This is a genomic window from Acuticoccus sediminis (assembly GCF_003258595.1).
Classification (GTDB): domain Bacteria; phylum Pseudomonadota; class Alphaproteobacteria; order Rhizobiales; family Amorphaceae; genus Acuticoccus; species Acuticoccus sediminis.
In genome coordinates, this window is sequence record NZ_QHHQ01000006.1 from 69,939 (window position 1) to 92,760 (window position 22,822).

Sequence of the window (22,822 nt, forward strand, 5' to 3'; positions counted from 1 at the left end):
GACAGGTCGCGACAACATGGATGAACCGGTGTCCCGAACCGCGGAGACCACCAACGTCTCGCTGGATTGCGGCTGGGGAACGCTGCATTTCGCCGACACGTACGAGTCGGCGGCGGTGCTGGCGGACGCAATGCGCGACGAGGGGCCCGGGCGCCGCGACATCGCGTTCTATGTCGAGGAGCCGCACGTCATGCTCTCGGCGGCGCCGCTGGAGCTGTTCCTCGACCCGAGCCATGCCTACCGTCTCGACCTGCCCGAATATGAGCCGTCCGATCGAAAGCCGGAAGGCTACATTGTCCGGCGTCTCGCCAACGAGGAAGACGCGGAGGCGGTGAACCGCATCTATTCCTCGCGCGGCATGGTGCCGGTGCGGCCGGACTTCTTCTGGCGCCGGCGAGACAGCCGGGCGTTCACATACCTCGTCGCCGAGGACACCGTGACGGGGATGATCATCGGCACCGTGACGGGGATCGACCATGCCCGGGCTTTCGGGGATCCGCGCAAGGGGACCTCGCTCTGGTGCCTGGCGGTGGACCCGCAGACGCGATGCTCGGGCGTCGGCGAGGCGCTGGTGCGGCGGCTTGCCGAGATCTTCAAGGACCGCGGCTGCGCAACGCTCGACCTCTCGGTGCTGCACGACAACGACCTTGCCATCCAGCTCTACGAGAAGCTCGGATTCGAGCGGCTCGCCGTCTACACGATCAAGCGCAAGAACCCGATCAACGAGCGGCTGTTCGCTGGGCCGGCGCCGGAGGCGTCCCTCAACCCCTACGCCAAGATCATCGTCGACGAGGCGCGGCGGCGGGGGATCGACGTCGAGATCATCTCCGAGGAGCACGGCTACTTCCGGCTGACCTACGGCGGGCGGTCGATCAAGTGCCGCGAGTCCCTGTCGGAGATGACGAGCGCGGTGGCGATGTCGATCTGCGACGACAAGGCGGTGACGCGGGCGATCGTCGAGGCGGCCGGTATCGAGGTGCCGGACGAGATCGAGGCCGCGAACCCCGACGACGTCCGGGCGATGTTCGACAGGCACGAGAAGCTGGTGATCAAGCCGGCGCGCGGCGAGCAGGGGCGCGGGATCGCCGTCGGCCTCACGAAGGACGACGACATCGATGCGGCCTTCAAGCGTGCGCAGGAGGTTTGCGAGCGCGTCCTGGTCGAGGAATTCTGCGAGGGCGACGACCTGCGCCTGGTGGTGATCGGCCACCGCGTCGTGGCAGCCGCGGTGCGGCGTGCGGCGCGGATCTTCGGCGACGGGCATTCGAGCGTGCGCGAGCTGATCGCCAAGCAGAGCCGGCGGCGGTCGGCGGCCACCGGCGGCGAGGCCAACATCCCGATGGACGGCGAGACCGAGCGCTGCCTGACGCTCGAGGGCTTCAGCTACGACGACGTGCCGGAGGAGGGTCGGGAGATCCAGGTGCGGCGAACGGCCAACCTGCACACCGGCGGGACGATCCACGACGTGACCGACCATGTGCACCCGACTTTGGTCGATGCGGCGGTGAAAATTTCGCGCGCCGTGGATATTCCTGTGGTCGGCGTCGATCTGCTGGTGCCCTCGCACCTCAGTGCGAAGTACAAGTTCATCGAGGCGAACGAGCGTCCGGGCCTTGCGAACCACGAGCCGCAACCGACCGCCGAGCGCTTTGTCGACTTGCTGTTTCCGCAGTCGATTCCGCATGCGGCGCGCCAGGCGTCGCGTAATTCGCTCGACACGGGGGAACAGTGTCCCGCCTGACGATCGACACCGTCTACCTGAAGGATACGCTCGCCGAGCTTCTCTCGATCGCGTCCCCCACGGGGTATACCGATACCATCGTGCGGGCGGCGGTCGGCGAGTTGCGCCGGCTCGGGCTGGAGATGGAGATCACGCGCCGCGGCGCGATCCGCGCACGGCTGCCGGGCAAGAGCCCGCTCGGCGCGCGCGCCATGATCGCCCATCTCGACACGCTCGGCGCGCAGGTGAAGATGCTGAAGCCCAACGGGCGGCTCGAGCTGGTGCCGGTGGGCAACTGGTCGGCACGCTTCGCCGAAGGGGCTCGGGTGACGATCTTCACCGACAAGGGCGCGTATCGCGGCACGATCCTGCCGTTGAAGGCGTCGGGTCACACCTTCAACGAGGAGGTGGATACGCAGCCGGTGTCGTGGGACAACGTCGAGCTGCGTGTCGATGCGATCATCAAGGATCAGTACGACCTGGAGCGGCTGGGCTTTGCGGTCGGCGACCTGATCGCCATCGATCCCGCCCCGGAATTTACCGACAACGACTTTATCGTTTCGCGCCATCTCGACGACAAGGCCGGCGTCGCGCTCCTGTTCGCCACGATGGAGGCGCTCGTCCGCAACGACGCAGAGCTGCCGGTCGACCTCTTTTTCATCTTCTCGATCGCCGAGGAAATCGGTATTGGCGGGGCCTCGGTGTTGACGGATGACATCGCATCCCTGATCACCATCGACAACGGCACCACGGCACCCGGGCAGAACTCGAGTGAATTCGGTGTCACGATCGGCATGGCCGACCAGGCCGGGCCGTTCGACTGGCATTTGACGCAGAAGCTGGTGAAATTGTGCGAGGAAAATGATATTCGCTACCAGAAGGATATTTTTAAGTATTATCGATCGGATTCGGCCGCCGCTCTGGAGGCCGGTTACGATGTTCGCACGGCTCTGGTTACCTTTGGCGTCGACGCCTCGCACGGATATGAACGGATTCACATGCACGCGTTACGTTCGATCGCCGAGCTTCTGACTGCGTATGCGGTCAGTCCGGTCGAGATCGGCCGCGACCGTGAGATGATGGGCTCGATCGCGGGCTTCCCGACCCAGCCGATGGAAGATGCCGACGTGTTCCCCCGCCCCGTAAAGCCGCAGGTCTAGTGGAGACGATTACGACAACCGACGCGCTCGCGGCTCTGTGCGAGCGCCTTTCGTCGGCGCCCTTTGTGACGGTGGACACGGAGTTTCTGCGTGAAACGACGTTCTGGCCGAAGCTGTGCCTGGTGCAGATCGCCTCGATGGACGAGGCGGCTCTGATCGACCCGCTGGCCGAGGGCATTTCGCTCGAACCGCTGTTCGCCCTTCTCGCCGACGAGTCGGTGATGAAGGTGTTCCATGCCGCGCGGCAGGACGTCGAGATCTTCCACCACCTGTCCGGCGACGTGCCCAAGCCGCTGTTCGACACGCAGGTCGCCGCCATGGTGTGCGGCTTCGGCGACTCGGTGGCTTACGACCAGATCGTGCAGCGGGTGACCGGCGCGGTGGTCGACAAGTCGAGCCGGTTCACCGATTGGTCGGCGCGGCCGCTGAGCGAGGCGCAGCTCGCCTATGCGCTGGCGGACGTCACCCACCTGCGGCTGGTCTACATCCACCTGCGCGATACGCTGGCGCAGAAGGATCGGACCGATTGGGTGGCGGAGGAGATGGCACTGCTTGCCTCGCCTGACACCTACGACCTGAAGCCCGAGGACGCCTGGCGGCGGCTGAAGGCGCGGGCCCGCCAGCCGCTGGAGCTCGCCGTGCTGCAGGAGCTCGCGGCGCTGCGCGAGCGCGAGGCGCGGGAGCGGGACGTGCCGCGCAACCGCGTGATGAAGGACGACGCAATCTACGAGCTGGCGTTGCAGCGACCCCGTTCGCCGGTGGCGATGACCAAGCTGCGCGCCGTGCCGAAGGGTTTCGAGCGTTCGCGGCTGGGGCAGGCGGTCCTGACGATCATGGACGAGGTCGCGGGGCGGCCGGCGGATTCGCTGCCGTCGCTTCCCAAGCGGAAGCCCAGCATCGAGGGGGCGAGCTCGGCCGTCGAGCTGATGAAGGTGCTGCTGAAGCTTTCCGCCGAGGCCCACGGGGTGGCGCCGAAGGTGCTGGCCACCGTGGACGACCTCGAGGCGATCGTGGCCGGACAGGACGCACCCGCGTTGACGGGCTGGCGCCGGACGGTGTTCGGCGAGGCCGCGCTGAAGCTGCGTTCCGGAGAGATCGGAATCGCCTTCGACGGGCGCACCCTCAAGACGATCGACTGCGAGCGTCCGCTGAACCCGGCCCCGTCGGCTTCGGGACGTGGCCGCCGTCGGCGCAAGCGCTCGGATTCCGACGATACGGTGGCGGTCAGCGAGTAGGGGAGCGGGCGGCTGGCCCCGATGGGCTGGCCGACGCTCCGGCGCGGCCGGCGGGGTGGCCCCGAAAGGCTTCCTCGCCTGATTGCGGCCGGCGTCCTGCGAGGGCGGCGGCGCGGCGGCTCAGATCGGGCCGCGGATCGGCGGCTGGAACGAGTAGCCGAGATCCCACGGGAAATAGATCCACGTGTCCTGACTGACTTCGGTGACGAAGGTGTCGACCTGCGGGCGTCCGCTGGGCTTGGCGTAGACGGTGGCGAAGTGCGCGTCCGGCAGCTTCTGCCGGACGAGCTGGGCCGTCTTGCCGGTGTCGACCAGATCGTCGACCACGAGGAGCTTCTTGCGCTCGAGGTTGACGACGCTGTCGGCGACGTCCTTGAGGACCGTGAGGTTCTCGAGCTGCTTGAACTCCCCGTAGGAGACGATGCAGATCGTGTCGATCACTCGGACACCGAGTTCGCGGGCGACGATGGCGCTGGGGACGAGACCGCCGCGGGTGATGCAGACGATGGCCTCGAACGGGCCGAGGCCGCTGAGCCGCCACGCCAGAGCGCGACAGTCCCGATGGAACTGGTCCCAGGAGACGGGGAAGGCTTTTTCGGGCAGCTTCTGATCAGACATGATCTGGCCTCGCCTCGGGCGTGCGGATTGTCAATAGCTGAACGACTTGCCGTGCCCGGCGAATGCGGCCTTGCGGTCCTGCGCGTTGTTATCGCCCTGATTTTGCACCGTGGTGAAGGACTGGGTCTGCACCATGACGGGCCCGTCCGCCTGCGGCTGCGCCGTCGCGCGCTGCTGCGTCGGAGCGAGGGCGCGATCGGAGGCGGTCAGCGCGCTGGGGCCCTGGGACGCCCCGATGGACCCGATGAGGGCGAACAGGGATTCCATGGTCTGTTGGGCGAAGAGACTGCCCTCCTCACAGGCATCGGGGCGGCGATCGCAGAACGTCATGAAGTCCGCGGTGGCCGCGCGGATCACGCCGCTGAGCGGCGAGTTCGGCGCGATCATCGGCAGGACGGCGACCACGAGGATGCCGAGGAGGACCAGCTTGAAGAGCAGTTTCATGATCTGGCTCCGAGGTTCGATCTGCGGCGGATTTTAGACGCCGCGGGTAACGGCACGGTTCGCAGCGTGATGCGGATTGTGTCGTCCTCGGTGAGGGGAAGTTTAACATCCTTTTCATTGGTTTGGACGAGGGTCTTGTGCGAGGAGGATCGGGGCCCTGACCATTCGAGACCGCATAGACCAGTTGCCGCTCGCCGAATTGGCGGATGCGGCCACCCTCTCGCTGCGGCGTTTGCGCCGTCGCGTGGAGCGCCGCAAGGGTGGTGCTGCGATTGCGCTCGGGTTCCTCGTGACGGGTGCTCTCGTCGGCGGCAACGCCATGTGGGAGCAGGACGGGATGCATCCGGCGCCGCTCTGGGGCAACTCGGAACAGACGTCCTACGCCGCGCACAACGGCGCGTCGGGCGCGGAGGCGGACAAGGGCGACGTCCACGCGGTCCGGGCGATCGCGGCGGAGCCGGAAGCCTCGGGAATGGTGCGTTCGGTCCAGGAGGGGCTCATCGCCTCGGGGCTCTATAGCGGGCCGGCCTCCGGGGTGATGGACGACGAGACGGCCGATGCGATCGAGACGTTCGAGCGCGAGCGGGGCCTGCCGGTGACGGGCGAGCCGAGCGTCGGGCTGCTGGCGGCGCTCAGCGTGCCGGCCGGAGCGCCGCGGGCGCCGAAGGCGGCGCAGAACGCGGCGCTCAGCACATTGCAGATCCAGAAGCGGCTGAATGCGGCCGGGTTCGGGCCGCTTGCCGAGGACGGCAAGATGGGGCCGCGCACGCAGCACGCCCTGGATGCGTTCGCCGCCGATCACGGGTTGTCGGGGGCTGCCTCGTCCGAGGTCATCAGGGCGCTTGCAACGGGCGACGTCTAGCGCCACTTCCTTTTCCATGATGTTCGCCGATGGTTCGATGCCGCGGCTTCGTGCGCAGGTGTGGGTCGATGCCTACATCCGCCGATGCCGCGCGGCAGGTGCGTATGTTTCGATTTCGCGCCGCGGCGACGAAAGCGCCGGTGCGGTGTTCATCGAGTGCCTGCACGCCGACGGCGTCGACCTCTACGGACCGCGGATGCGCGAGGACGGAGCTCGGGCGTTCGAGCGGATCCTGGAGCGCGTGCCGGGCTTCGAGGTGGCCGAACGCATCGAGCGGGAAGCGAAGTTCGACAGCGATCTATGGTTGGTGACGGTCGAGGATCGCGAGGGCCGTGTCTTTTTGATGGATGATGAAGTTGGCTGACCCGTTCTGGCGGACGAAGGCTCTGGAGGAGATGTCTCCGGCGGAGTGGGAATCACTCTGCGACGGGTGCGGCCGCTGCTGCCTCAACAAGCTCGAGGACTGGGATACCGGCGAGATTGCCTGGACGAACGTCGCGTGCACGCTGCTCGACCACGGCACGTGCCGGTGCCGGTCGTATGAAAACCGCGCGGAACTGGTGCCGGACTGCGTGACCCTGACCCCGGAGGAGGTGCGCAAGATGAACTGGCTGCCGCCGACGTGCGCCTACCGGCTGGTCGCCGACGGGAAGGATCTCTTCTGGTGGCACCCGCTGGTGTCCGGCTCGGCGGACACGGTCCATGCCGCCGGCGTGTCGGTTCGGCACCGGGTGCTGAGCGAGGACGATATTCCCGTCGAGGAGTATGAAGCGCACCTCGTAGACTGGCCGGCGGAAATTTGGGACGAAGTTAGTGAAACTTGAGGTTGACACCGCGCCGCTGGTCGAGTAAACCTTAGGTACTGTCGCAGAGTTGGGTCAGAGACGGTTCAGGCCCCCCGGTAGTTCTGGCTGTGGCGGGATGTGTGAGTTGCGCCTTGGGCGCGCCGCGGGCAGGCGGCGCGCCCTTTTTCGTTGCGCCGGCTGGTGCCGGCGTGACGCGGCGTCGAGCTGGAGTGATCGAGTATGACCGAGTTGGCGCTGGGTGGCGGCGGCCGGCGCGCGGGCCTCGTCGAGCGGATGTTCGAGGCGTTCTCGCGGCAGCTGCATGAGGTCGAGAAGCGGATTGCTGCGGGCGGGGCCGAGATCATCAAGGAGCACAAGACGCTCGGCGATCTCGCCAAGACGATGGAGACGCTGCTGTCGCTGGACCGGAAGGTCGCGGGTGACGGCGAGGAGGGGGCTGTGGACCTCGCGCGGATCCGGACGGAGGTGATGGAACGGCTTTCTAGGCTCACGCCGCTGCGCCGGAAGTCGGGCGCGGCGGAGAAGGCGCCTGAGTGACGGGGGCGGGCGCGGCGGGAGTGACCCTGCCGGCCGCACCGGGCGCGAGCGCCGAGGAGGTACGGGAGGCCTTGCGGGCGTGTCTGGCGGTGGACGGGGCGGTCGCGGAGTTTCTGGCCGAGCTTCCGCTGGAGATCGCCGAGGGGCTGCTCGGGGACTGGGCGGTGTGGGCCCGGCGCCAGCAGCTCCCGCCCCGCGGGAGCTGGACGACATGGCTCATCCTGGGCGGACGCGGTGCCGGCAAGACGCGCGCCGGGGCCGAATGGGTCCGTGGCATGGTCGCGGGGCGCGCGCCGTTCGCGACGCAGCCGGCGGGTCGGATCGCCCTCGTGGGCGAGACGTTCGCCGATGCGCGCGAAGTCATGGTCGAGGGCGTGTCCGGGATCCTGGCGATCTCGCCGCGGCGGGAGCGGCCGGCGTGGCAGCCGTCGCGGCGGCGGCTGGAGTGGCCCAACGGGGCGGTGGCTCAGCTGTTCTCGGCAGCGGATCCGGAGAGCCTGCGCGGGCCGCAGTTCGACGCGGCCTGGGCGGACGAGCTCGCCAAGTGGCCGGCGGCCGAGGCGACATGGGACATGCTGCAGTTCGGGCTTCGGCTGGGGGACCGGCCGCGGCAGGTCGTGACGACGACGCCGCGCGCGGTGCCGCTGCTGAAGCGCATCCTGGGCGACAAGCGAACGGCCGTGTCGCGGATGACGACGGCCGAAAACAGGGGCAATCTGGCGCCGGGCTTCCTGAAGGCGGTTGTGGAGCGCTATCGCGGGACGCGGCTCGGCCGGCAGGAGCTCGACGGCGAGCTGATCGAGGATCGCGACGACGCGCTCTGGGCGCGGGCGTCGATCGACCGGGACAGGGTGGCGCAGGCGCCGGAGATGATGCGGGTCGTGGTGGCGGTCGATCCGCCGGCGACGAGCCATGCGAAGTCGGATGCCTGCGGGATCGTGGCGGCCGGGATCGGGGTGGACCAGCGCGCGTACGTGCTGGCGGACCGGACCGTCTACCGTGCATCGCCCCAGGTCTGGGCGGAGCGGGCGGTGCGGCTCTACCACCTGACGGAGGCCGACAGGCTGGTCGTCGAGGTCAACCAGGGCGGCGACATGGTCGCGACCGTGGTCGCCCAGGTGGATCCGTCGGTGCCGGTCACGCCGGTGCGGGCGACGCGGGGCAAGTGGCTGCGGGCCGAGCCAGTCGCGCAGCTCTACGAGCAGGGGCGCGTCAGCCACGTGGGGCCGATGGCCGAGCTCGAGGACCAGATGTGCAATTTCGTGCCGGCGGGGACGTCCGGAGGCGCCTCGCCGGACCGGATCGACGCCCTCGTCTGGGCGCTGACGGTGCTGATGCTGTGTCCGGATGCGCCAACGTCGGTGCCACGGGTCCGGCGGTTCGGGTAGCGGCGGCGGAAGAGGGTGCGGTCGGCGCTTCGCGCCGGCATTTTCGTCGATGGGCGAGGGCGTTCCTCCCTCGCGCTCCCTCCGCCTCGCCGGCAGGCAGGGGTTGGGGTGGCTTCCGGTGCTCGGGCTTCGCCCTGCGCTCCGGCTCCTCCCCGACCCCTGCGCCAGGGTGGATCGGGCCGCGGCCGCGTCAAGGGTGAAGGCTGCGCCCGCGCTTCGCGCGCCCTTGACCCGGCCGCAGCCCTCGCGCCGTGCGGGCGGGCGACCGGAGGCGCGGCAGATGTCGAGACCAGGGGGCTCCATCGGGGCCCCTTTTCTTTTGTCCCGGAAGGGGGTGCGATGGGCATCTTTGGCAGACGCGAGACCAAGGCGTCGCGCGTGGGACGGCTCATGAGCGTGGAAGCGCTCGGCCGTCCGGTTTGGACGCCGCGCGACTACGCGTCGCTGGCGCAGGAGGGGTTCGCCAGGAACCCGGTCGTCTTCCGCTCGGTGCGGATGATCGCCGAGGCGGCGGCCTCCGCACCGTGGCTCCTCTACGAGGGCGAGAAGGAGATCGAGAGGCATCCGCTGCTCGCCCTCCTGCAGCGGCCGAATCCGGCGCAGTCGGGCGTGTCGCTGATGGAGACCGTCTATGGGCACCTGATGGTGGCGGGGAACGCCTACCTCGAGGTTGTCGCCCTCGACGGCGAGCCGCGGGAGCTCTTCGCGCTCCGGCCGGACCGGATGAAGGTCGTGGCCGGGGCGGACGGCTGGCCGCAGGCGTTCGAGTACTCGGTCGCCGGGCGGGTGGTGCGGTTTGCGCAGGACGGGGCGGTACCGCCGATCCTGCACCTGTCGCTGTTTCATCCGCTGAACGACCACTACGGGTTCGCGCCGATCGAGGCGGCGCAGACCTCGCTCGACATCCACAACGCGTCGGGGGCGTGGTCGAAGGCGCTGCTGGACAACGCGGCGCGGCCCTCCGGGGCGCTCGTCTACACCGGAGAGGGGCACCTCAACGACGAGCAGTTCGAGCGGCTGAAGGCGGAGCTGGAGGACGGGTATACCGGCGCCAGGAACGCCGGGCGGCCGCTGCTCCTCGAGGGTGGGCTCGACTGGAAGACCATGGCGATGTCGCCGCGGGACATGGACTTCATCGAGGCGAAGAACCAGGCGGCGCGGGAGATCGCGCTCGCCTTCGGGGTGCCGCCGATGCTGCTCGGGATCCCCGGCGACAACACCTACGCCAACTATCGCGAGGCGAACCGGGCCTTCTGGCGCCAGACGGTGCTGCCGCTGGTGAACCGGACGGTCCAGGCGATGGGGAACTGGCTGGGCGCGGCGTACGAACCGGGACTGCGGCTGGCGTTCGATCCGGACGGGGTCGAGGCGCTGGCGGTGGAGCGCGACGCGCTCTGGGATCGCGTGGCGGCGGCCGACTTCCTGACGCGCGACGAGAAGCGGGCCGCGGTCGGATATGGGGTTGGCGACGGCGGACGGCAGGAGGGCGGCGGTGATGCCGTTCCGGACTGATGGATCCGCTGACGCAGTCGGTCGTGGAGCGAGGTGACCTGGCGCACCTCGCTCTTTTTCTTTGGGCGTCGGCGTCCTCGGGACTGCTCGTGTGGACCATGCGCGAGCTGGCGCGCTCGAACAGGCGCTTCTCCGAGTTCGTGAACGCCGTCGCCAAGCTCAATCGCATGTTTGGACAGACGTGATGGTGGGATGTTTTCGCCGCACTGCGGAGCCGCTGTTGCGGCTGACGACGGTTCAGACGGTCGAGCACGTGTCCGTGTTCGAGGAGTTCGCGCGGATCGTCGAGCGGGTGGCGCTCGAGGAGCGGGTCAAGAACGAGCCGCGGGTGATCAGCTTCCGGCAGCGGCGGGGGCTTCCGTGACGTCGGCCGGAGGGACCGGCGTGGCACCGGAGCGCAAGTTCGCGGCGCCGCTGGAGGCGGTCGCGGCGGACGGGCGGTTCTGTGGCTACGCTTCGCTGTTCGGGCGGATGGACCTCTCGGGCGACGTCGTCATGCCGGGGGCCTTTGCACGGACGTTGCGGCTGCGCGGGGCGCGGGGCGTGCGGATGCTCCTGGAGCATGATCCGAGGGCTCCGGTCGGCGTCTGGCTGAGGCTCGAGGAGGACCGCCGCGGCCTGTGGGTCGAGGGGCGGATCGCCGGATCGGCGGACGCGGCGCGGGCCGGAGCGCTGATGCGAGCCGGAAGGCTCGACGGGCTGTCGATAGGGTTTCGCACCGTCGGTGCGGATGAGGACCGGCTGGCGCGGGTGCGCCGGCTGACCGAGATCGATCTTTGGGAGGTGTCGCTGGTCGCGTCGCCGATGCTCCCGGAGGCGAGGGCGCGGGCCGCAGGACGCGGCCGTGCCGAGGCTGGGGGCGTCGCTCCCGAAGCTGCCGTGGACGCTGGGCTGGTCGCCTTGCTGCGTCGGGAAACGGCCATTCTTCGTCAAACGAGGTAGATGATGGACAACGAGATGGGTGCGCCCGAGACCAAGGCCGAGCTGAACAATGCGTTCGGCGAATTCATGGGGGCGTTCGAGGTCTTCCGTGAGACCAACGACCGCCGGCTGGCCGAGCTGGAGAAGAAGGGCGCGGACGTCCTGACGGTCGACAAGCTGGCACGGGTCGAGGCGGCTCTCGACGCGCAGCAGCGCCGGATGGACGAAATGGTCCTGCGCGGCGCCCGCCCGTCGCTGATGGGCGGGGCGCCGGTTGCGGCGAACGAGACGAAGAGCGCTTTCGGCGCCTTCGTCCGCTCCGGCGACGAGCAGGCGATGCGCGCTCTCGAGACGAAGGCGATGGCGTCGGACGGCGGTCTGGCGATGCCGGTCGAGGTGGAGGCGGAGGTGATGCGCCGCCTCGCCGAGGTGTCGCCGTTCCGTTCGATCGCGACGGTGCGGTCGATCTCGGCGACGAGCTTCCGCAAGGCGGTTCCGAACGGTCTGACCGGCGCCTGGGCCTCCGACGAGACGACGGCGCGGCCGGCCGACGCCACCACGCTGAAGGCGCTGAACTTTCCGACCGGGGAGCTCTATGCGGTGCCGGCGGCGTCGTCGGTCCTGGTCGAGGACGCGGCGATCGACGTCGGCGAGTGGCTGGCCGGTGAGATCGAGATGGTCTTCGCCGAGCAGGAGACGAAGGCGTTCGTCATCGGCAACGGCACGACCCAGCCGAAGGGCATCGTGACCTATGCGGGCACGACCGAGGCGGGCGACCTCGCGAACGAGACACTGGGCGTCATCAAGACCGGGCAGAACGGGGCGTTCCCGACCGTTGCGCCGAGCGATGCACTCGTCGACCTCGTGTATTCGCTGAAGGCCTCTTACCGCCAGAACGCTCACTTCGTGATGAACCGGTCCACGCAGGCGCACATCCGCAAGCTCAAGGATGGCGAGGGTGAGTACCTCTGGACCCCGCCGTCGGTTCCGGGGGGCCGTGCCGGGCTGATGAGCTTCCCGATCGTGGAGGCGGAGGACATGCCCGAGTTCACGACGACCGGCGCCTGCGCGATCGCGTTCGGTGATTTCCGGCGGGGATACCTGATCGTCGATCGGCAGGGCATCAAGGTGCTCCGCGATCCCTATTCCGCGAAGCCGAACGTCCTCTTCTACACGACCAAGCGTGTCGGTGGCGGCGTTCAGGACTTCGACGCGATAAAGCTGCTGCAGTTCGCCGCCTGAGTCCATGCGTGGTGGCGGCCGCCTTCGGGCGGCAGAGGGCGGGCCAGAGACGATCTGGCCCGCTTTTTTGTTTGGGGTCACGCGCGCTGACCGGGCCGCCGGCGACCGGCGGCCGCGCAGGCGCGGCAATGCTTGGATGGAACAATGGTGGCGATCCTGGTGACACCGCCGCAGGCCGAGCCTGTGACGCGCGAGGAAGCGAAGCTGCACGCCCGCATCGACGGCACCGACGAGGACGCGAAGGTGGACGCGCTGATTGCGGCCGCCCGGCTCGACGTGGAGAGCCGCACCGGTCGCGCACTGGTCAGCCAGGGCTGGCGCATCGTGCTGGACGGGCCGCCGGTTCGGGGGATCGTCCGCCTCGCGCCGGGTCCGGTGAAGAGTGTGGATGCGGTGACCGTCTACGGTGCGGACGGCGTGGCCGAGGTTGTGCCGTCCGACGACTATCTGGTCGACACGGCGAACGTCCCGGGGCGGCTGATGCTGTCGTCCGGGCGGTTCTGGGGTGCGCGGGCGCTCAACGGGATCGAGATCGATTTCACCTGCGGCTTCGGTGAACCGGACGACGTGCCGGCATCGCTCAAGCAGGCGGTGCTGATGCTGGTGTCGTACTGGTACGAGCAACGCGAGGCGGCCGCGATCGGCGCGGTGCCGGCCCACGTGGCATCGGGCGTTCAGGCGCTGACGGCGCCATACCGCATGCCGAGGCTCGCGTGACGCCGGGGGTGGGGGAACTGCGGCACCGACTGGTCCTGGAAGTGGCGACGGAGGTCTCGGACGGGGCCGGCGAGGCGACGCGGTCCTGGACACCGGTCGCGAGTCTCTTCGCGCGGGTCGAGCCGCGCGGGCGCCGCGAGAGAGTCGAGGACGGGCGCAACGTCGGGCTCGTGACCCACCGGGTGACGGTGCGGCGCCACGGCAACGTCGCCCGGGGGACGCGGTTCGTGGAAGGGGCACGGCGGCTCCGGGTGCTGGCGGTCGAGGATCTCGATCCGCAGCGCCGGTTTCTCGCCTGCCTGTGCGAGGAGGAGCAGGAATGAGCGATGCGAGGCATGCTCTTCTGGCCGAGGTCCATCGGGTGCTTCTCGCGGACGGGACGCTGGGTTCCCTTCTGGCCGGGCCGGGGGTGTTCGACGGTGTGCCGCAGGGAGCGGCGTATCCGTTCGTTTCGATCGGTGAGGTGCGCTCGGGCGCCCTCGACGGGGACGACCCGCCGACGGTGGAGCATCGGATCGAGCTGATCGTGAATTCCAGGGCGGCGGGGCGGCGCGAGGCGTCGGACATCGCCGACCGGGTGCGGATGGTGCTGGAAGGCGAGGCGATGGCGCCGGCCGGGCACCGGATGGTCTCGATGCGGCACAGGGATACGGACGTGACGGCGAGCCGGGACGGGCGGGCCTATCGGGCGCGGCTGCGGTTCCGCGCGCTGACGGAAGCGAACTGAAGGAGGGCGCCGTGGGTGCGCAGAAGGGCAAGGATCTTCTCTTGAAGGTCGATCAGACGGGGGCCGGCTCCTTTGTGACGGTGGCGGGGCTCCGCTCGAAGCGGATCTCGTTCGGGGCCGAGGCCGTGGACGTGACCGACCAGGAGTCGGCGGGACAGTGGCGCGAGCTCCTCGACGGGGCGGGCGTGCGGCGGGCCAACCTCGCGGGCTCCGGCATCTTCAAGGATGCAGCGTCCGACACGGTGGTGCGGACGATCTTCTTCAACGGGTCGGTGCGCGACTGGCAGGTCGTCGTGCCGGACTTCGGCACGGTCGAGGGGCCGTTCCAGGTGACGGCGCTGGAGTACGGCGGCAACCACGACGGCGAGGTCGTCTACGAGATCGCCATGGAGTCGGCGGGCCAGCTCACGTTCACCGCGGTCTGACGGGGCGCACATGGCAAACCCTTATCGCGGCGAGGTGGATGCCGTCCTCGATGGTCGGCACTGGACGCTGTGCCTGACACTGGGCGCGCTGGCCGAACTCGAGCACGCGTTTCAGTGCGAGGACATGACGGCGCTGGTGGATCGGTTCGCGCTCGGCAAGCTCTCGGCCTTGGATGCAATCCGCATCATCGGGGCGGGGCTCCGCGGAGCGGGGCACGCCGTCGACGACGATGCGGTATCGCGCATGTCCGCCGATGGCGGAGCAGCCGGTTTCGCGACTGTCGTGACCGACCTGCTGACGGCGACCTTCGGTGCGTCGGAGGCCTCCGACCCTTCTTGAGTGCGGCCGCGCCGGACGAGGTGCGGCCGTTTCCGTGGCGCGAGCTGATGGCGCTGTTCATCGGTGAACGGCGCATGGCGCCGGCCGACTTCTGGGCCCTGACCCTTCCTGAAATTCAAGCGGTGCTGGGACCGCCTGCGCCGGGTGGGACGCGCAGGGGTGACCTGGCGCGGCTGATGGAGCGTTTTCCCGATGCCTGATAGCCCCGAACCGTTCCGCGACTCCTCGGCGCTGGCCGAGGAGCTTTCCGCAACGCTGGAGGTCTCGGCGACCCGGTTCTCCAGCGTGATCGCCACGGGGATGAAGCGGGCGATCTCGGACGGCTACACGCTGGACCGCGTGCTGCGCCAGGCGGCGCTGTCGATCTCCAACTCTGCGCTGCGGGCTGGGCTCCGGCCGCTGTCCAATCTGGTGGGGCAGGGGGCGAATGCGGTGCTGGGAAGCCTCGGCGGCGCGGTCGGCGGGGGGATCGCCGGGGTTGCGACCAAGGTCATGCCGTTCGCGGAGGGGGGCGTGATCGGCGCGCCGACCGCGTTCGGGATGTCGGGCGGGCGCGTCGGGCTGATGGGCGAGGCCGGGCGCGAGGCCGTCCTGCCGCTGGCGCGCGGCTCGGACGGACGCCTTGGCGTGGCGCTGGAGGGGACGGGTCGCGGGGCCGGGACGACCATCAACGTGTCGATCGCGACTCCGGATCCCGAGGCGTTCCAGCGTTCGGAACAGCAGGTGACGGCGATGTTGGCGCGGGCCGTGGCGCGCGGCCGTCGCGGGCTTTGAGCTCAAGCGATCCAGGGGGGGCTTTGAGCCATGGACGGCTTTCATGACGTGAGATTCCCGCTCGCCGTGGCGTTGGGGGCGACGGGGGGACCGGAGCGGCGGACCGATATCGTGACGCTGGGGTCCGGTCGCGAGGAGCGTATTCAGCGCTGGTCGATGAGTAGGCGTCGGTACGACGCCGGTACAGGAGTAAGACATCGTGATGACCTTCAGCAAGTTGTTGACTTTTTTGAAGAGCGTCGAGGCCGCCTCTACGGCTTTCGTTACCGCGATCCACTCGACCACAAGAGTTGTTCGCCAACTGACGCGCCGTCTGAAACGGACCAGCGTCTCGGAGTGGGTGACGGGTCTGAAGTCGCGTTTCAGCTGATCAAGCGATACGGCGACCTTTATGCTCCGTACGACCGGCGGATCGTGCTGCCGGTCGAGGGGACACTGCTGGTGTCGGTCGGCGGCGTGTCGCAGGCCGAAGGCAGCGACTTCACCGTGGCGGAGGGCGTGGTGACGTTCGCGGCGGGCTCTGTGCCGGCTGCTGGCGCGGACGTGCGGGCGGGGTTCCAGTTCGACGTGCCAGTGCGCTTCGACACCGACCGGCTCGAGGTGAACCTGTCGCAGTTCCTGGCGGGGACGATCCCTTCCATTCCGATCGTGGAGATTGCGTCGTGAGGGAAATACCGAGCGCGCTCCAGGCGCATCTGGACAGCGGTGTTGTGACGGTATGCCGGTGCTGGCGACTGGCCCGAACCGATGGCGTCGTCATCGGCTTTACCGACCACGACCAGGCGGTGGTGTTCGACGGGGTGACGCACTCCGCAATGTCGGGGCTGGAGTCTTCGGGCGACGTGACACGCACGGGGCTCGGTGTCGGCGGGCTGGAAGTGGCGGGGGCGCTGTCCTCGGCGGGGCTCGACGCGGCCGAGCTGGTGGGGGGCAAATACGACTTCGCGAAGCTGACGCTCTGGCTGGTGAACTGGGCCGACGTGTCCCAGCGCGTGGTGATGCGAGAGGGGACGCTGGGGGAAGTGACACGGGCGGACGGCGCCTTCCGGGCCGAGGTCCGCGGACCGGCACAGTCGCTCGAGACGGTGCGCGGGCGGGTCTATACGCTGACGTGCGACGCGGACCTGGGCGACGGGCGGTGCAGGGTCGACCTTGCGGCGCTCGCGTGGTCGGCAACCGTGGTGGCGGTCGACGGGACGCGGCTCACTGTGAGCGGGATCGGCGACCTGGCGGATGGGGCGCTCGCCAACGGCGTGGCCGAGATGGCGAGCGGGGCGGACCTCGGGAGCCGAGCGGCCATCGTGCGGCACTCGGGCGCCGGTGAGGTGTCCGTCGTGGACCTGCGGTCGGCGTTTCTGTCGGTAGTCGCGGGCGACACGGTGCTGGTGACGCCGGGCTGCGACAAGCGCTTTGCGACGTGCCGCGACATCTTCGCGAACGTCGTCAATTACCAAGGGTTTCCGCACCTGCCGGGCAATGACCGGGCGTTCGCCTATGCGCGGGCGTCGGCGTGAGACGGTCGGAGATCGTGGAGGCGGCGCGAAGTTGGGTCGGAACGCCCTACCTGCATCAGGCGTCGCTGCGCGCAGTGGGGTGCGACTGTCTCGGACTGGTGCGGGGCGTCTGGCGCGAGCTGCTCGGATCCGAGCCGGAGATGGCGCCGCCATATTCGCCGGAGTGGGCGGAGGCGGTGGGGCGCGAGACCCTGCTGGAGGCGGCGGAACGGCACTTCGTCCGGTGTGAGGACATTCGAGCCGGGACGGTGCTGCTGTTTCGATGGACGGCGGGGACGCCGGCCAAGCACGTCGGCATCGCGGTCGCGCCGGAACAGTTCGTTCATGCCTACGACGGTGCCGGGCGGGCAGTCGAGGGGGCGCTGGCGCCGATGTGGCGGCGCCGGCTGGCGGCGACGTTCGATTTTCCAGGAGTGACGGACTGACATGGCGACGCTTGTTCTTCAGGCGGCCGGGCAGGCCGTGGGTGGCCTACTAGGACCGGTCGGGGCGATTGTCGGCCGCGCGGCGGGTGCGCTCGCCGGCAACATGATCGATCAGCGGCTCTTCGGCGAGAGCTCGACGCGCTCGGTCGGTCGGATCGACGACGTGTCCGTGCAGACAGCATCGGAGGGCAATCCGATCCCGAAGGTCTACGGCCGGATGCGGCTGGCCGGGACGGTGATCTGGGCGACGGACTTTCAGGAGCATACGCGGACGTCGGCGGTCGGCGGCAAGGGCGGCGGTCCCAAGGTTCGCGAATACTCCTACACGGCCAATTTCGCGGTCGGACTATGCGAGGGGCCGATCGCGCGGGTAGGGCGCGTGTGGGCGGACGGGGAGCCGATAGACCTCCAGGGGGTCAACTGGCGAGTCTATACGGGTGACGAGGAACAGCTGCCGGATCCGTTGATCGAGGCGGTCCAAGGGGTGGCTCCGGCCTATCGCGGTCTGGCGTATGTGGTCTTCGAGGGGCTGCCGATCGGACCTTACGGGAACAGGCTCCCTCAGCTCACCTTCGAGGTGCTGAGGCCGATCGGCGAACTGGAGCGCGACATCCGGGCGGTGACGATCATCCCCGGGTCGACGGAGTTCGGATACCACCCTGACCTCGTGAAATTGCAGGTGGGGCCGGGTGAGGCGGTGGCGGACAACCGTCATATCGGCGTAGCGGTATCGGACTTTGAAGCGTCGCTGGACGAGTTGCAGGCGGTCTGCCCGAACCTCGAGCGGGTGGCGCTCGTCGTGGCCTGGTTCGGAACGGATCTCCGGGTGGATCACTGCGAGTTGCAGCCGCGGGTGGAGCGGCGGGACCGCGAGACGCTGGGCGCCGAATGGACCGTGTCGAGCCTCGACCGCGAGACGGCGCCGCTCGTGTCGTCCGACGGCGCGGCGCGGCCGTTCTACGGCGGGTCGCCCGCCGACGCGTCGGTCTTTGCCGCGGTGCGTGCTTTGAACGCCCGCGGTCTGAAGGTCGTCTTCTACCCGTTCATCCTGATGGATGTTCCGCCGGGAAACGGTTTGGAGGATCCCTACCTCGAGGCGGAGCAGGCGCCGTTCCCGTGGCGCGGGCGGATCAGCGTGTCGCCCGCGCCGACCAGGGCCGGGTCACCGGACGGAACGGCCGGTGCCGAACTGGCGGTCGCCGCCTTCGTCGGTTCGGCCGGACCGGGTGACTTCGGCGGCACCGGGGCGGCAGTCTCCTACAGTGGCCCGCCGGAGTGGTCGTTTCGCCGGATGATGTTGCACTACGCGCATCTCTGCGCGCGGGCCGGAGGGGTGGACGCGTTTCTGGTCGGGTCCGAACTGCCGGGGGTGACGACCATCCGGGGGGCCTCGGGTTATCCGTTCGTCGAAGCGCTGACGACGCTGATCGACGATGTTCGGTCGGTGGTGGGGGCGGAGACGAAGATTTCGTACGCCGCCGACTGGACGGAATATTTCGGGCATAGCTTCGACTCGACCGGCGATGGCCAGAACGACACGCTGATCTTCCATCTCGACCCGGTGTGGGCGAGCCCGAACGTCGACTTCGTGGGGATCGACAACTACTGGCCGCTGTCGGACTGGCGGGACGGGACGCATCTCGACGAGGCGGTCGCCGACTCGGTGTACGATCCGGACTATCTGGCATCGAACGTCGCCGGCGGGGAGGGATACGACTGGTACTACGGGTACGGTGACCGAGATGGGCAAGTGCGTTCGCCCATCCAGGACCTCGGGTACGGAAAGCCATGGGTCTATCGGTACAAGGATGTCGCGGGCTGGTGGTCGAACCCGCACCATGATCGCGTGGCCGGGGTCGAGGTGGCGACGCCGACGGCGTGGGTGCCGCAGTCGAAGCCGGTGTGGTTCACCGAGCTGGGGTGCCCTGCGATCGATCGCGGTTCGAACCAGCCGAACGTGTTCTACGATCCGAAGAGCTCGGAGTCGGCGCTGCCCTACCACTCCAGCGGGCGGCGGGACGACGGGATCCAGCGGGCGCATCTGAGGGCTTTCTACGACGTCTTCGACGCGGGCGGGGACCCGGATCCGGCGATCAATCCCGTCTCAAGCGTCTACGGCGGGCGGATGGTGGACGCGTCGACGATGCACGTCTGGACCTGGGACGCGCGGCCCTGGCCGATGTTCCCGCACCTTCTCGACCTCTGGGCGGACGGGACGAACTGGGAGCGCGGGCACTGGCTGAACGGGCGCCTAGGCGGGGTCCCGGTGGCGTCGCTGCTCAAGGCGCTGTTCACCGACTGGGGTCTGGAGGCGCCGGAGGTGAGGGCGGTTTCGACCGTCCTTGACGGGTTCATCGTGACGGGGCCGAGCAGCCTGCGGTCGGTGGTCGAGCCGTTGCTCGACGCCGTATCGGCGGTGGCGGCGGACACGGGGACGGCGATCCGGATCGTGGGACTTTCGCGTGCTCCGAGCCTGGCGCTGAATGAGGACGACCTGGTCGAAGTGAATGCGCGGACGCCGCTGGTCTCCGAGACGCGCGACGATGCGGCAACGCTGCCGGTCGAGGTGAGGCTGCGCTACTTCGACAGCGGGAGGGACTTTCAGATCGCCAGTGCGCGGTTCCGGCCGCAGGCGGGATCGGCGCGCCAGATCGAGACGATCTCGGTGCCGGCGAGCTTGAATGACGCGCTCGCGACGGAGTTGTCGGAACTGGCGCTGAGCGTGCGCTGGTCCGGGCGGACCAGAGTGCAGTTCGCCCTGCCTCTGTCTCATCTGACGATCGCCCCCGGTGACGTCGTGGCGCTGACGTACGGCGGCGTGTCACGCGAATTCATCGTGGAGGAGATCGAGGATCTCGGGCACCGGCTCATCACGGCGCGGACGCTGGATCGGGCGGCCCAGGTGGTCACGGCCGTGCGTGGGTCGTTCGGTGGGCCGCGCGTTCCCGAGACCCTGTCCGCACCCGTGGCGTTCGGGTTGAACCTGCCGCTGGTCGACAGCTCGGTGGATGCGCATCGTCCGTGGATCGGCGTCTATTCGCGACCCTTTCCGGCAGAGATGGGCGTTTGGCAATTCGTCGAGGGCGGCTCGCACAAGCTGATCAAGACGATCGCCAAGCCGGCTTCCATGGGGGAGACGGTGAGCGACCTGCCGCCCGGGCCGACGAGCCGGTGGCACCGCGGCGGCTCGGTCGATGTCCGCCTCTTCAATGCGGCGGTGTCGAGCGCGCCGGAGATGGATGTTCTCAGCGGTGCCAACGCGGTTGCGATCGAGACGGGGTCGGGCCTCTGGGAAATCATGCAGTTTCGCGACGCCGAATTGACCGGTGAGCGGACGTACCGGCTCTCGGTCCTGCTGCGTGGGCAGCTTGGGACGGAAGACGCGACCGCTGCGGGGATCGAGGCGGGGGCACGGCTCGTCCTCCTCGACGGATCGCTGGCCACCATCCCGCTCGAACTCGACGAGGTCGGCCTGCCGCGATCCTACCGGGTCGGGCCGCTGACCGAGGGTGTGGGCGGGCCGAACGTCACCGACTTCGCGTTCGTCGGAACGGGCCGCGCGCTGGTGCCGTATTCGCCGGTGCACGGCAGAGTGCGACGACGTGCAAGTGACGATGCGCTCGAAATCTCTTGGGTGCGACGGACGCGGATCGGCGGCGATCGCTGGGGGCCTGGCGATGTCCCGTTGGGGGAGAGCTCGGAATCGTACCGGCTGGAGATCCTCGACGGGGCGACGGTGGTTCGCACGACGGCCACCTCGGAGCCGACGTACACGTACCCGCTGGCGGATCAGATGGCAGATTTCGGCGAGCCGCCGGATACCCTGTCGTTCCGGGTGGGGCAGCATTCACCGGGGTTCGCCCTTAGCACGCTTTATGAGGTGACGGTCGATGTCCAACAGCCTTAATCTGCAGCTGCCGCTCCTCGAGGAGGCGCAGGCGCAGAAGCATGTGACGGTCAATGATGCGCTGAGCATGCTCGACCTGATCGTGCAGCTCACCGTGATCGACCGGATCCAGACCACGCCGCCCGTGTCTGTGAGCGAGGGTGACCGGTATATCGTGGCGGCGGGTGCCACGGACGCCTGGGCCGGTCACGACACGGACGTGGCAGCTTACATCGACGGTGCGTGGATATTCTTCGCGCCCCGGGGGGGATGGATCGCGTTCGATCAGTCGACGGGCGGGATTGCGACCTACGATGGGGCCGCCTGGGGCGAGCTTAGCGTTTCACTGACGGCGAATACGACCGACAAGCTGGGCATCAATACGAGTGCCGACGAGACTAACCGTCTCTCGGTCCGTTCCGACTATGCGCTGTTCGCACCCGATCCGACCGGGACACCGTCGGGAGACGTCCGGATCGTGGCGACGAAGGACTCGGCGACCGATGTCGTGTCGCATCTCTTCCAGAACAACTATTCGGGGCGTGCCGAATTCGGTCTCATCGGCAGCGATGACTTTGCGCTGAAGGTGAGTTCGGATGGATCGACGTTCGCCCAGGCGTTCGTGGTCGACCATACGACCGCGAAGGTGTCGTTCGACCAGGACATCGCCGTTGCTGGTGGCGCCGTGACTCTGGGGAGCGCGAGCCTGAGCTGGTCGACCGGTCTGTCACTGTCGTCCGGCGCGGGAGGGGATGCCGGGTCGATCGCGCTCGGCGCCGGCGCGCTGGATGCGGCGAGCAGCGGGACGGATAACGTGGCCATCGGGACGTCCGCGCTCGCAGGTGTGACGAGCGGGGCGTTGAATGTGGCCGTGGGGGATGGGGCCGGGGCGGCGGTAACCACCGCGGGCGGCAACACGTTCATCGGCGCCGGCGCCGGGGCGACGGTCGTCGGCGCGGACAACTCGGCTCTCGGACAGGGGGCATTCGCTGGGGCACCGACGGGCATTACCAACTGCGCGGCGGTCGGCGCTGGAGCGACCGTGCAGGGAAGCCATCAGGTCCAGTTGGGCAACAGCGCGACGACCACGTATGCCTACGGGGCCATCCAGGATCGCTCGGATGAGCGTGACAAGGCGGATGTGCGGGACACGGCGCTGGGGCTCGAGTTCATCCGCGCCCTTCGGCCGGTCGATTTCCGCTGGGACTATCGCGAGGACTATAGCGGTAGAGGGCCTGGCGAGGCTTCGGCGGACGGCTCGAAGAAGCGTAACCGCTTTCACCACGGGTTTCTGGCGCAGGAGATCGAACAGGTCATCCGCCGGACAGGCATGGATTTCGGTGGTTATCAGGACCATGCGATCGCCGGCGGCCGTGACGTGAAGACGCTCGGTTATACGGAGTTCGTGGCGCCGATCGTCCGGGCCATCCAGCAGTTGAGCGAAGACGTCGATGCGCTCCGTAAGAAGTTACCGGGCGTCGTGAGCGACTGAATACGAGCGCGTTTCGATCAGGATAGCGAGAGCGTCTTCGGGCGCTTCAGGCACTTATGCGAGGCATGAGTGCCTTT

The 22,822-nt window shown here is 68.7% G+C and carries 27 protein-coding genes; 25 read left to right on the forward strand and 2 right to left on the reverse strand.

The window, feature by feature from the left end; genetic code table 11:
• Nucleotides 1-16 precede the first annotated feature (16 nt).
• From ngg to rnd, 3 genes are read left to right on the forward strand one after another with little or no spacing between them, the layout of a single operon-like run.
• Nucleotides 17-1,741 (forward strand): N-acetylglutaminylglutamine synthetase, encoded by a 1,725-nt coding sequence (gene ngg, locus DLJ53_RS24335; protein ID WP_162409550.1) that lies wholly within the window; start codon nucleotides 17-19, stop codon nucleotides 1,739-1,741.
• Nucleotides 1,729-2,880, forward strand: a complete 1,152-nt coding sequence (locus tag DLJ53_RS24340; RefSeq protein WP_111350100.1) for an osmoprotectant NAGGN system M42 family peptidase — start codon at nucleotides 1,729-1,731, stop codon at nucleotides 2,878-2,880. Before ngg ends, DLJ53_RS24340 begins: the two co-directional genes overlap by 13 nt.
• Entirely contained in the window at nucleotides 2,880-4,115 is a 1,236-nt protein-coding gene (gene rnd, locus DLJ53_RS24345; protein WP_111350102.1) for a ribonuclease D, read from the forward strand. Before DLJ53_RS24340 ends, rnd begins: the two co-directional genes overlap by 1 nt.
• A 120-nt stretch (nucleotides 4,116-4,235) precedes the next feature.
• On the opposite strand, the gene gpt is transcribed toward rnd, so the two are convergent.
• Nucleotides 4,236-4,733, reverse strand: a complete 498-nt coding sequence (gpt, locus tag DLJ53_RS24350) for a xanthine phosphoribosyltransferase (RefSeq protein WP_111350104.1) — start codon at nucleotides 4,731-4,733, stop codon at nucleotides 4,236-4,238.
• Between the two features lie 30 nt (nucleotides 4,734-4,763).
• The gene (locus tag DLJ53_RS24355) at nucleotides 4,764-5,177 is read right to left on the reverse strand and encodes a hypothetical protein (RefSeq protein ID WP_111350105.1); all 414 of its coding nucleotides are present in this window, start codon (nucleotides 5,175-5,177) and stop codon (nucleotides 4,764-4,766) included.
• 289 nt (nucleotides 5,178-5,466) lie between these two features.
• Here DLJ53_RS24355 and DLJ53_RS24360 point away from each other — a divergent pair, with 289 nt between their 5' ends.
• The 22 genes from DLJ53_RS24360 to DLJ53_RS24460 all read left to right on the forward strand — a co-directional run bounded on the left by DLJ53_RS24360 (nucleotide 5,467) and on the right by DLJ53_RS24460 (nucleotide 22,745).
• Nucleotides 5,467-6,039: a peptidoglycan-binding domain-containing protein gene (locus DLJ53_RS24360; RefSeq protein WP_146620079.1), complete on the forward strand. Its 573-nt coding sequence runs from the start codon at nucleotides 5,467-5,469 to the stop codon at nucleotides 6,037-6,039.
• A 16-nt stretch (nucleotides 6,040-6,055) separates the two neighbouring features.
• On the forward strand, nucleotides 6,056-6,403 hold the full coding sequence (locus DLJ53_RS24365; RefSeq protein WP_202913338.1) for a DUF1491 family protein: 348 nt from the start codon (nucleotides 6,056-6,058) through the stop codon (nucleotides 6,401-6,403).
• Between the two features lie 31 nt (nucleotides 6,404-6,434).
• Nucleotides 6,435-6,863 (forward strand): YcgN family cysteine cluster protein, encoded by a 429-nt coding sequence (locus DLJ53_RS24370; protein WP_404801164.1) that lies wholly within the window; start codon nucleotides 6,435-6,437, stop codon nucleotides 6,861-6,863.
• Between the two features lie 201 nt (nucleotides 6,864-7,064).
• Nucleotides 7,065-7,382, forward strand: coding sequence for a hypothetical protein (locus DLJ53_RS24375; protein WP_111350110.1), 318 nt, complete (start codon nucleotides 7,065-7,067; stop codon nucleotides 7,380-7,382).
• Nucleotides 7,383-7,453: 71 nt separating this feature from the next.
• A complete protein-coding gene (locus DLJ53_RS24380; protein ID WP_111350626.1) occupies nucleotides 7,454-8,770 on the forward strand; it encodes a DNA-packaging protein in 1,317 nt (438 codons plus the stop codon).
• Between the two features lie 390 nt (nucleotides 8,771-9,160).
• Complete coding sequence (locus DLJ53_RS24385; RefSeq protein WP_244935153.1) at nucleotides 9,161-10,282, forward strand: phage portal protein; 1,122 nt, start codon at nucleotides 9,161-9,163, stop codon at nucleotides 10,280-10,282.
• The gene (locus DLJ53_RS24390; protein WP_111350113.1) at nucleotides 10,282-10,467 is read left to right on the forward strand and encodes a hypothetical protein; all 186 of its coding nucleotides are present in this window, start codon (nucleotides 10,282-10,284) and stop codon (nucleotides 10,465-10,467) included. Before DLJ53_RS24385 ends, DLJ53_RS24390 begins: the two co-directional genes overlap by 1 nt.
• Nucleotides 10,468-10,502: 35 nt before the next feature.
• Nucleotides 10,503-10,646, forward strand: a complete 144-nt coding sequence (locus DLJ53_RS36155; protein ID WP_244935154.1) for a hypothetical protein — start codon at nucleotides 10,503-10,505, stop codon at nucleotides 10,644-10,646.
• A gap of 20 nt (nucleotides 10,647-10,666) precedes the next feature.
• Complete coding sequence (locus DLJ53_RS24395) at nucleotides 10,667-11,224, forward strand: HK97 family phage prohead protease (RefSeq protein WP_244935155.1); 558 nt, start codon at nucleotides 10,667-10,669, stop codon at nucleotides 11,222-11,224.
• Nucleotides 11,225-11,227: 3 nt separating this feature from the next.
• Nucleotides 11,228-12,445: a phage major capsid protein gene (locus DLJ53_RS24400; RefSeq protein WP_111350628.1), complete on the forward strand. Its 1,218-nt coding sequence runs from the start codon at nucleotides 11,228-11,230 to the stop codon at nucleotides 12,443-12,445.
• Nucleotides 12,446-12,589: 144 nt separating this feature from the next.
• Nucleotides 12,590-13,162: a head-tail connector protein gene (locus DLJ53_RS24405; protein ID WP_111350116.1), complete on the forward strand. Its 573-nt coding sequence runs from the start codon at nucleotides 12,590-12,592 to the stop codon at nucleotides 13,160-13,162.
• Complete coding sequence (locus tag DLJ53_RS24410) at nucleotides 13,159-13,485, forward strand: phage head closure protein (protein ID WP_162409514.1); 327 nt, start codon at nucleotides 13,159-13,161, stop codon at nucleotides 13,483-13,485. The genes DLJ53_RS24405 and DLJ53_RS24410 overlap by 4 nt, the downstream gene beginning before the upstream one ends.
• Nucleotides 13,482-13,889, forward strand: a complete 408-nt coding sequence (locus tag DLJ53_RS24415) for a DUF3168 domain-containing protein (RefSeq protein ID WP_111350119.1) — start codon at nucleotides 13,482-13,484, stop codon at nucleotides 13,887-13,889. The genes DLJ53_RS24410 and DLJ53_RS24415 overlap by 4 nt, the downstream gene beginning before the upstream one ends.
• 11 nt (nucleotides 13,890-13,900) lie before the next feature.
• Nucleotides 13,901-14,314: a phage major tail protein, TP901-1 family gene (locus DLJ53_RS24420; protein WP_111350121.1), complete on the forward strand. Its 414-nt coding sequence runs from the start codon at nucleotides 13,901-13,903 to the stop codon at nucleotides 14,312-14,314.
• Nucleotides 14,315-14,324: 10 nt separating this feature from the next.
• Nucleotides 14,325-14,654, forward strand: coding sequence for a gene transfer agent family protein (locus DLJ53_RS24425; protein ID WP_111350122.1), 330 nt, complete (start codon nucleotides 14,325-14,327; stop codon nucleotides 14,652-14,654).
• A complete protein-coding gene (locus DLJ53_RS24430; protein WP_202913340.1) occupies nucleotides 14,651-14,854 on the forward strand; it encodes a phage tail assembly chaperone in 204 nt (67 codons plus the stop codon). Before DLJ53_RS24425 ends, DLJ53_RS24430 begins: the two co-directional genes overlap by 4 nt.
• Entirely contained in the window at nucleotides 14,847-15,428 is a 582-nt protein-coding gene (locus DLJ53_RS24435) for a phage tail tape measure protein (RefSeq protein ID WP_111350124.1), read from the forward strand. Before DLJ53_RS24430 ends, DLJ53_RS24435 begins: the two co-directional genes overlap by 8 nt.
• A gap of 30 nt (nucleotides 15,429-15,458) precedes the next feature.
• Complete coding sequence (locus tag DLJ53_RS24440; RefSeq protein ID WP_111350126.1) at nucleotides 15,459-16,094, forward strand: DUF2460 domain-containing protein; 636 nt, start codon at nucleotides 15,459-15,461, stop codon at nucleotides 16,092-16,094.
• Nucleotides 16,091-16,942 (forward strand): DUF2163 domain-containing protein, encoded by an 852-nt coding sequence (locus DLJ53_RS24445; protein ID WP_111350128.1) that lies wholly within the window; start codon nucleotides 16,091-16,093, stop codon nucleotides 16,940-16,942. Before DLJ53_RS24440 ends, DLJ53_RS24445 begins: the two co-directional genes overlap by 4 nt.
• On the forward strand, nucleotides 16,939-17,367 hold the full coding sequence (locus tag DLJ53_RS24450) for an NlpC/P60 family protein (RefSeq protein ID WP_111350130.1): 429 nt from the start codon (nucleotides 16,939-16,941) through the stop codon (nucleotides 17,365-17,367). The genes DLJ53_RS24445 and DLJ53_RS24450 overlap by 4 nt, the downstream gene beginning before the upstream one ends.
• Nucleotide 17,368: 1 nt before the next feature.
• A complete protein-coding gene (locus tag DLJ53_RS24455; RefSeq protein WP_111350132.1) occupies nucleotides 17,369-21,274 on the forward strand; it encodes a baseplate multidomain protein megatron in 3,906 nt (1,301 codons plus the stop codon).
• Nucleotides 21,258-22,745 (forward strand): DUF2793 domain-containing protein, encoded by a 1,488-nt coding sequence (locus DLJ53_RS24460; protein ID WP_111350134.1) that lies wholly within the window; start codon nucleotides 21,258-21,260, stop codon nucleotides 22,743-22,745. Before DLJ53_RS24455 ends, DLJ53_RS24460 begins: the two co-directional genes overlap by 17 nt.
• Nucleotides 22,746-22,822: the final 77 nt, after the last annotated feature.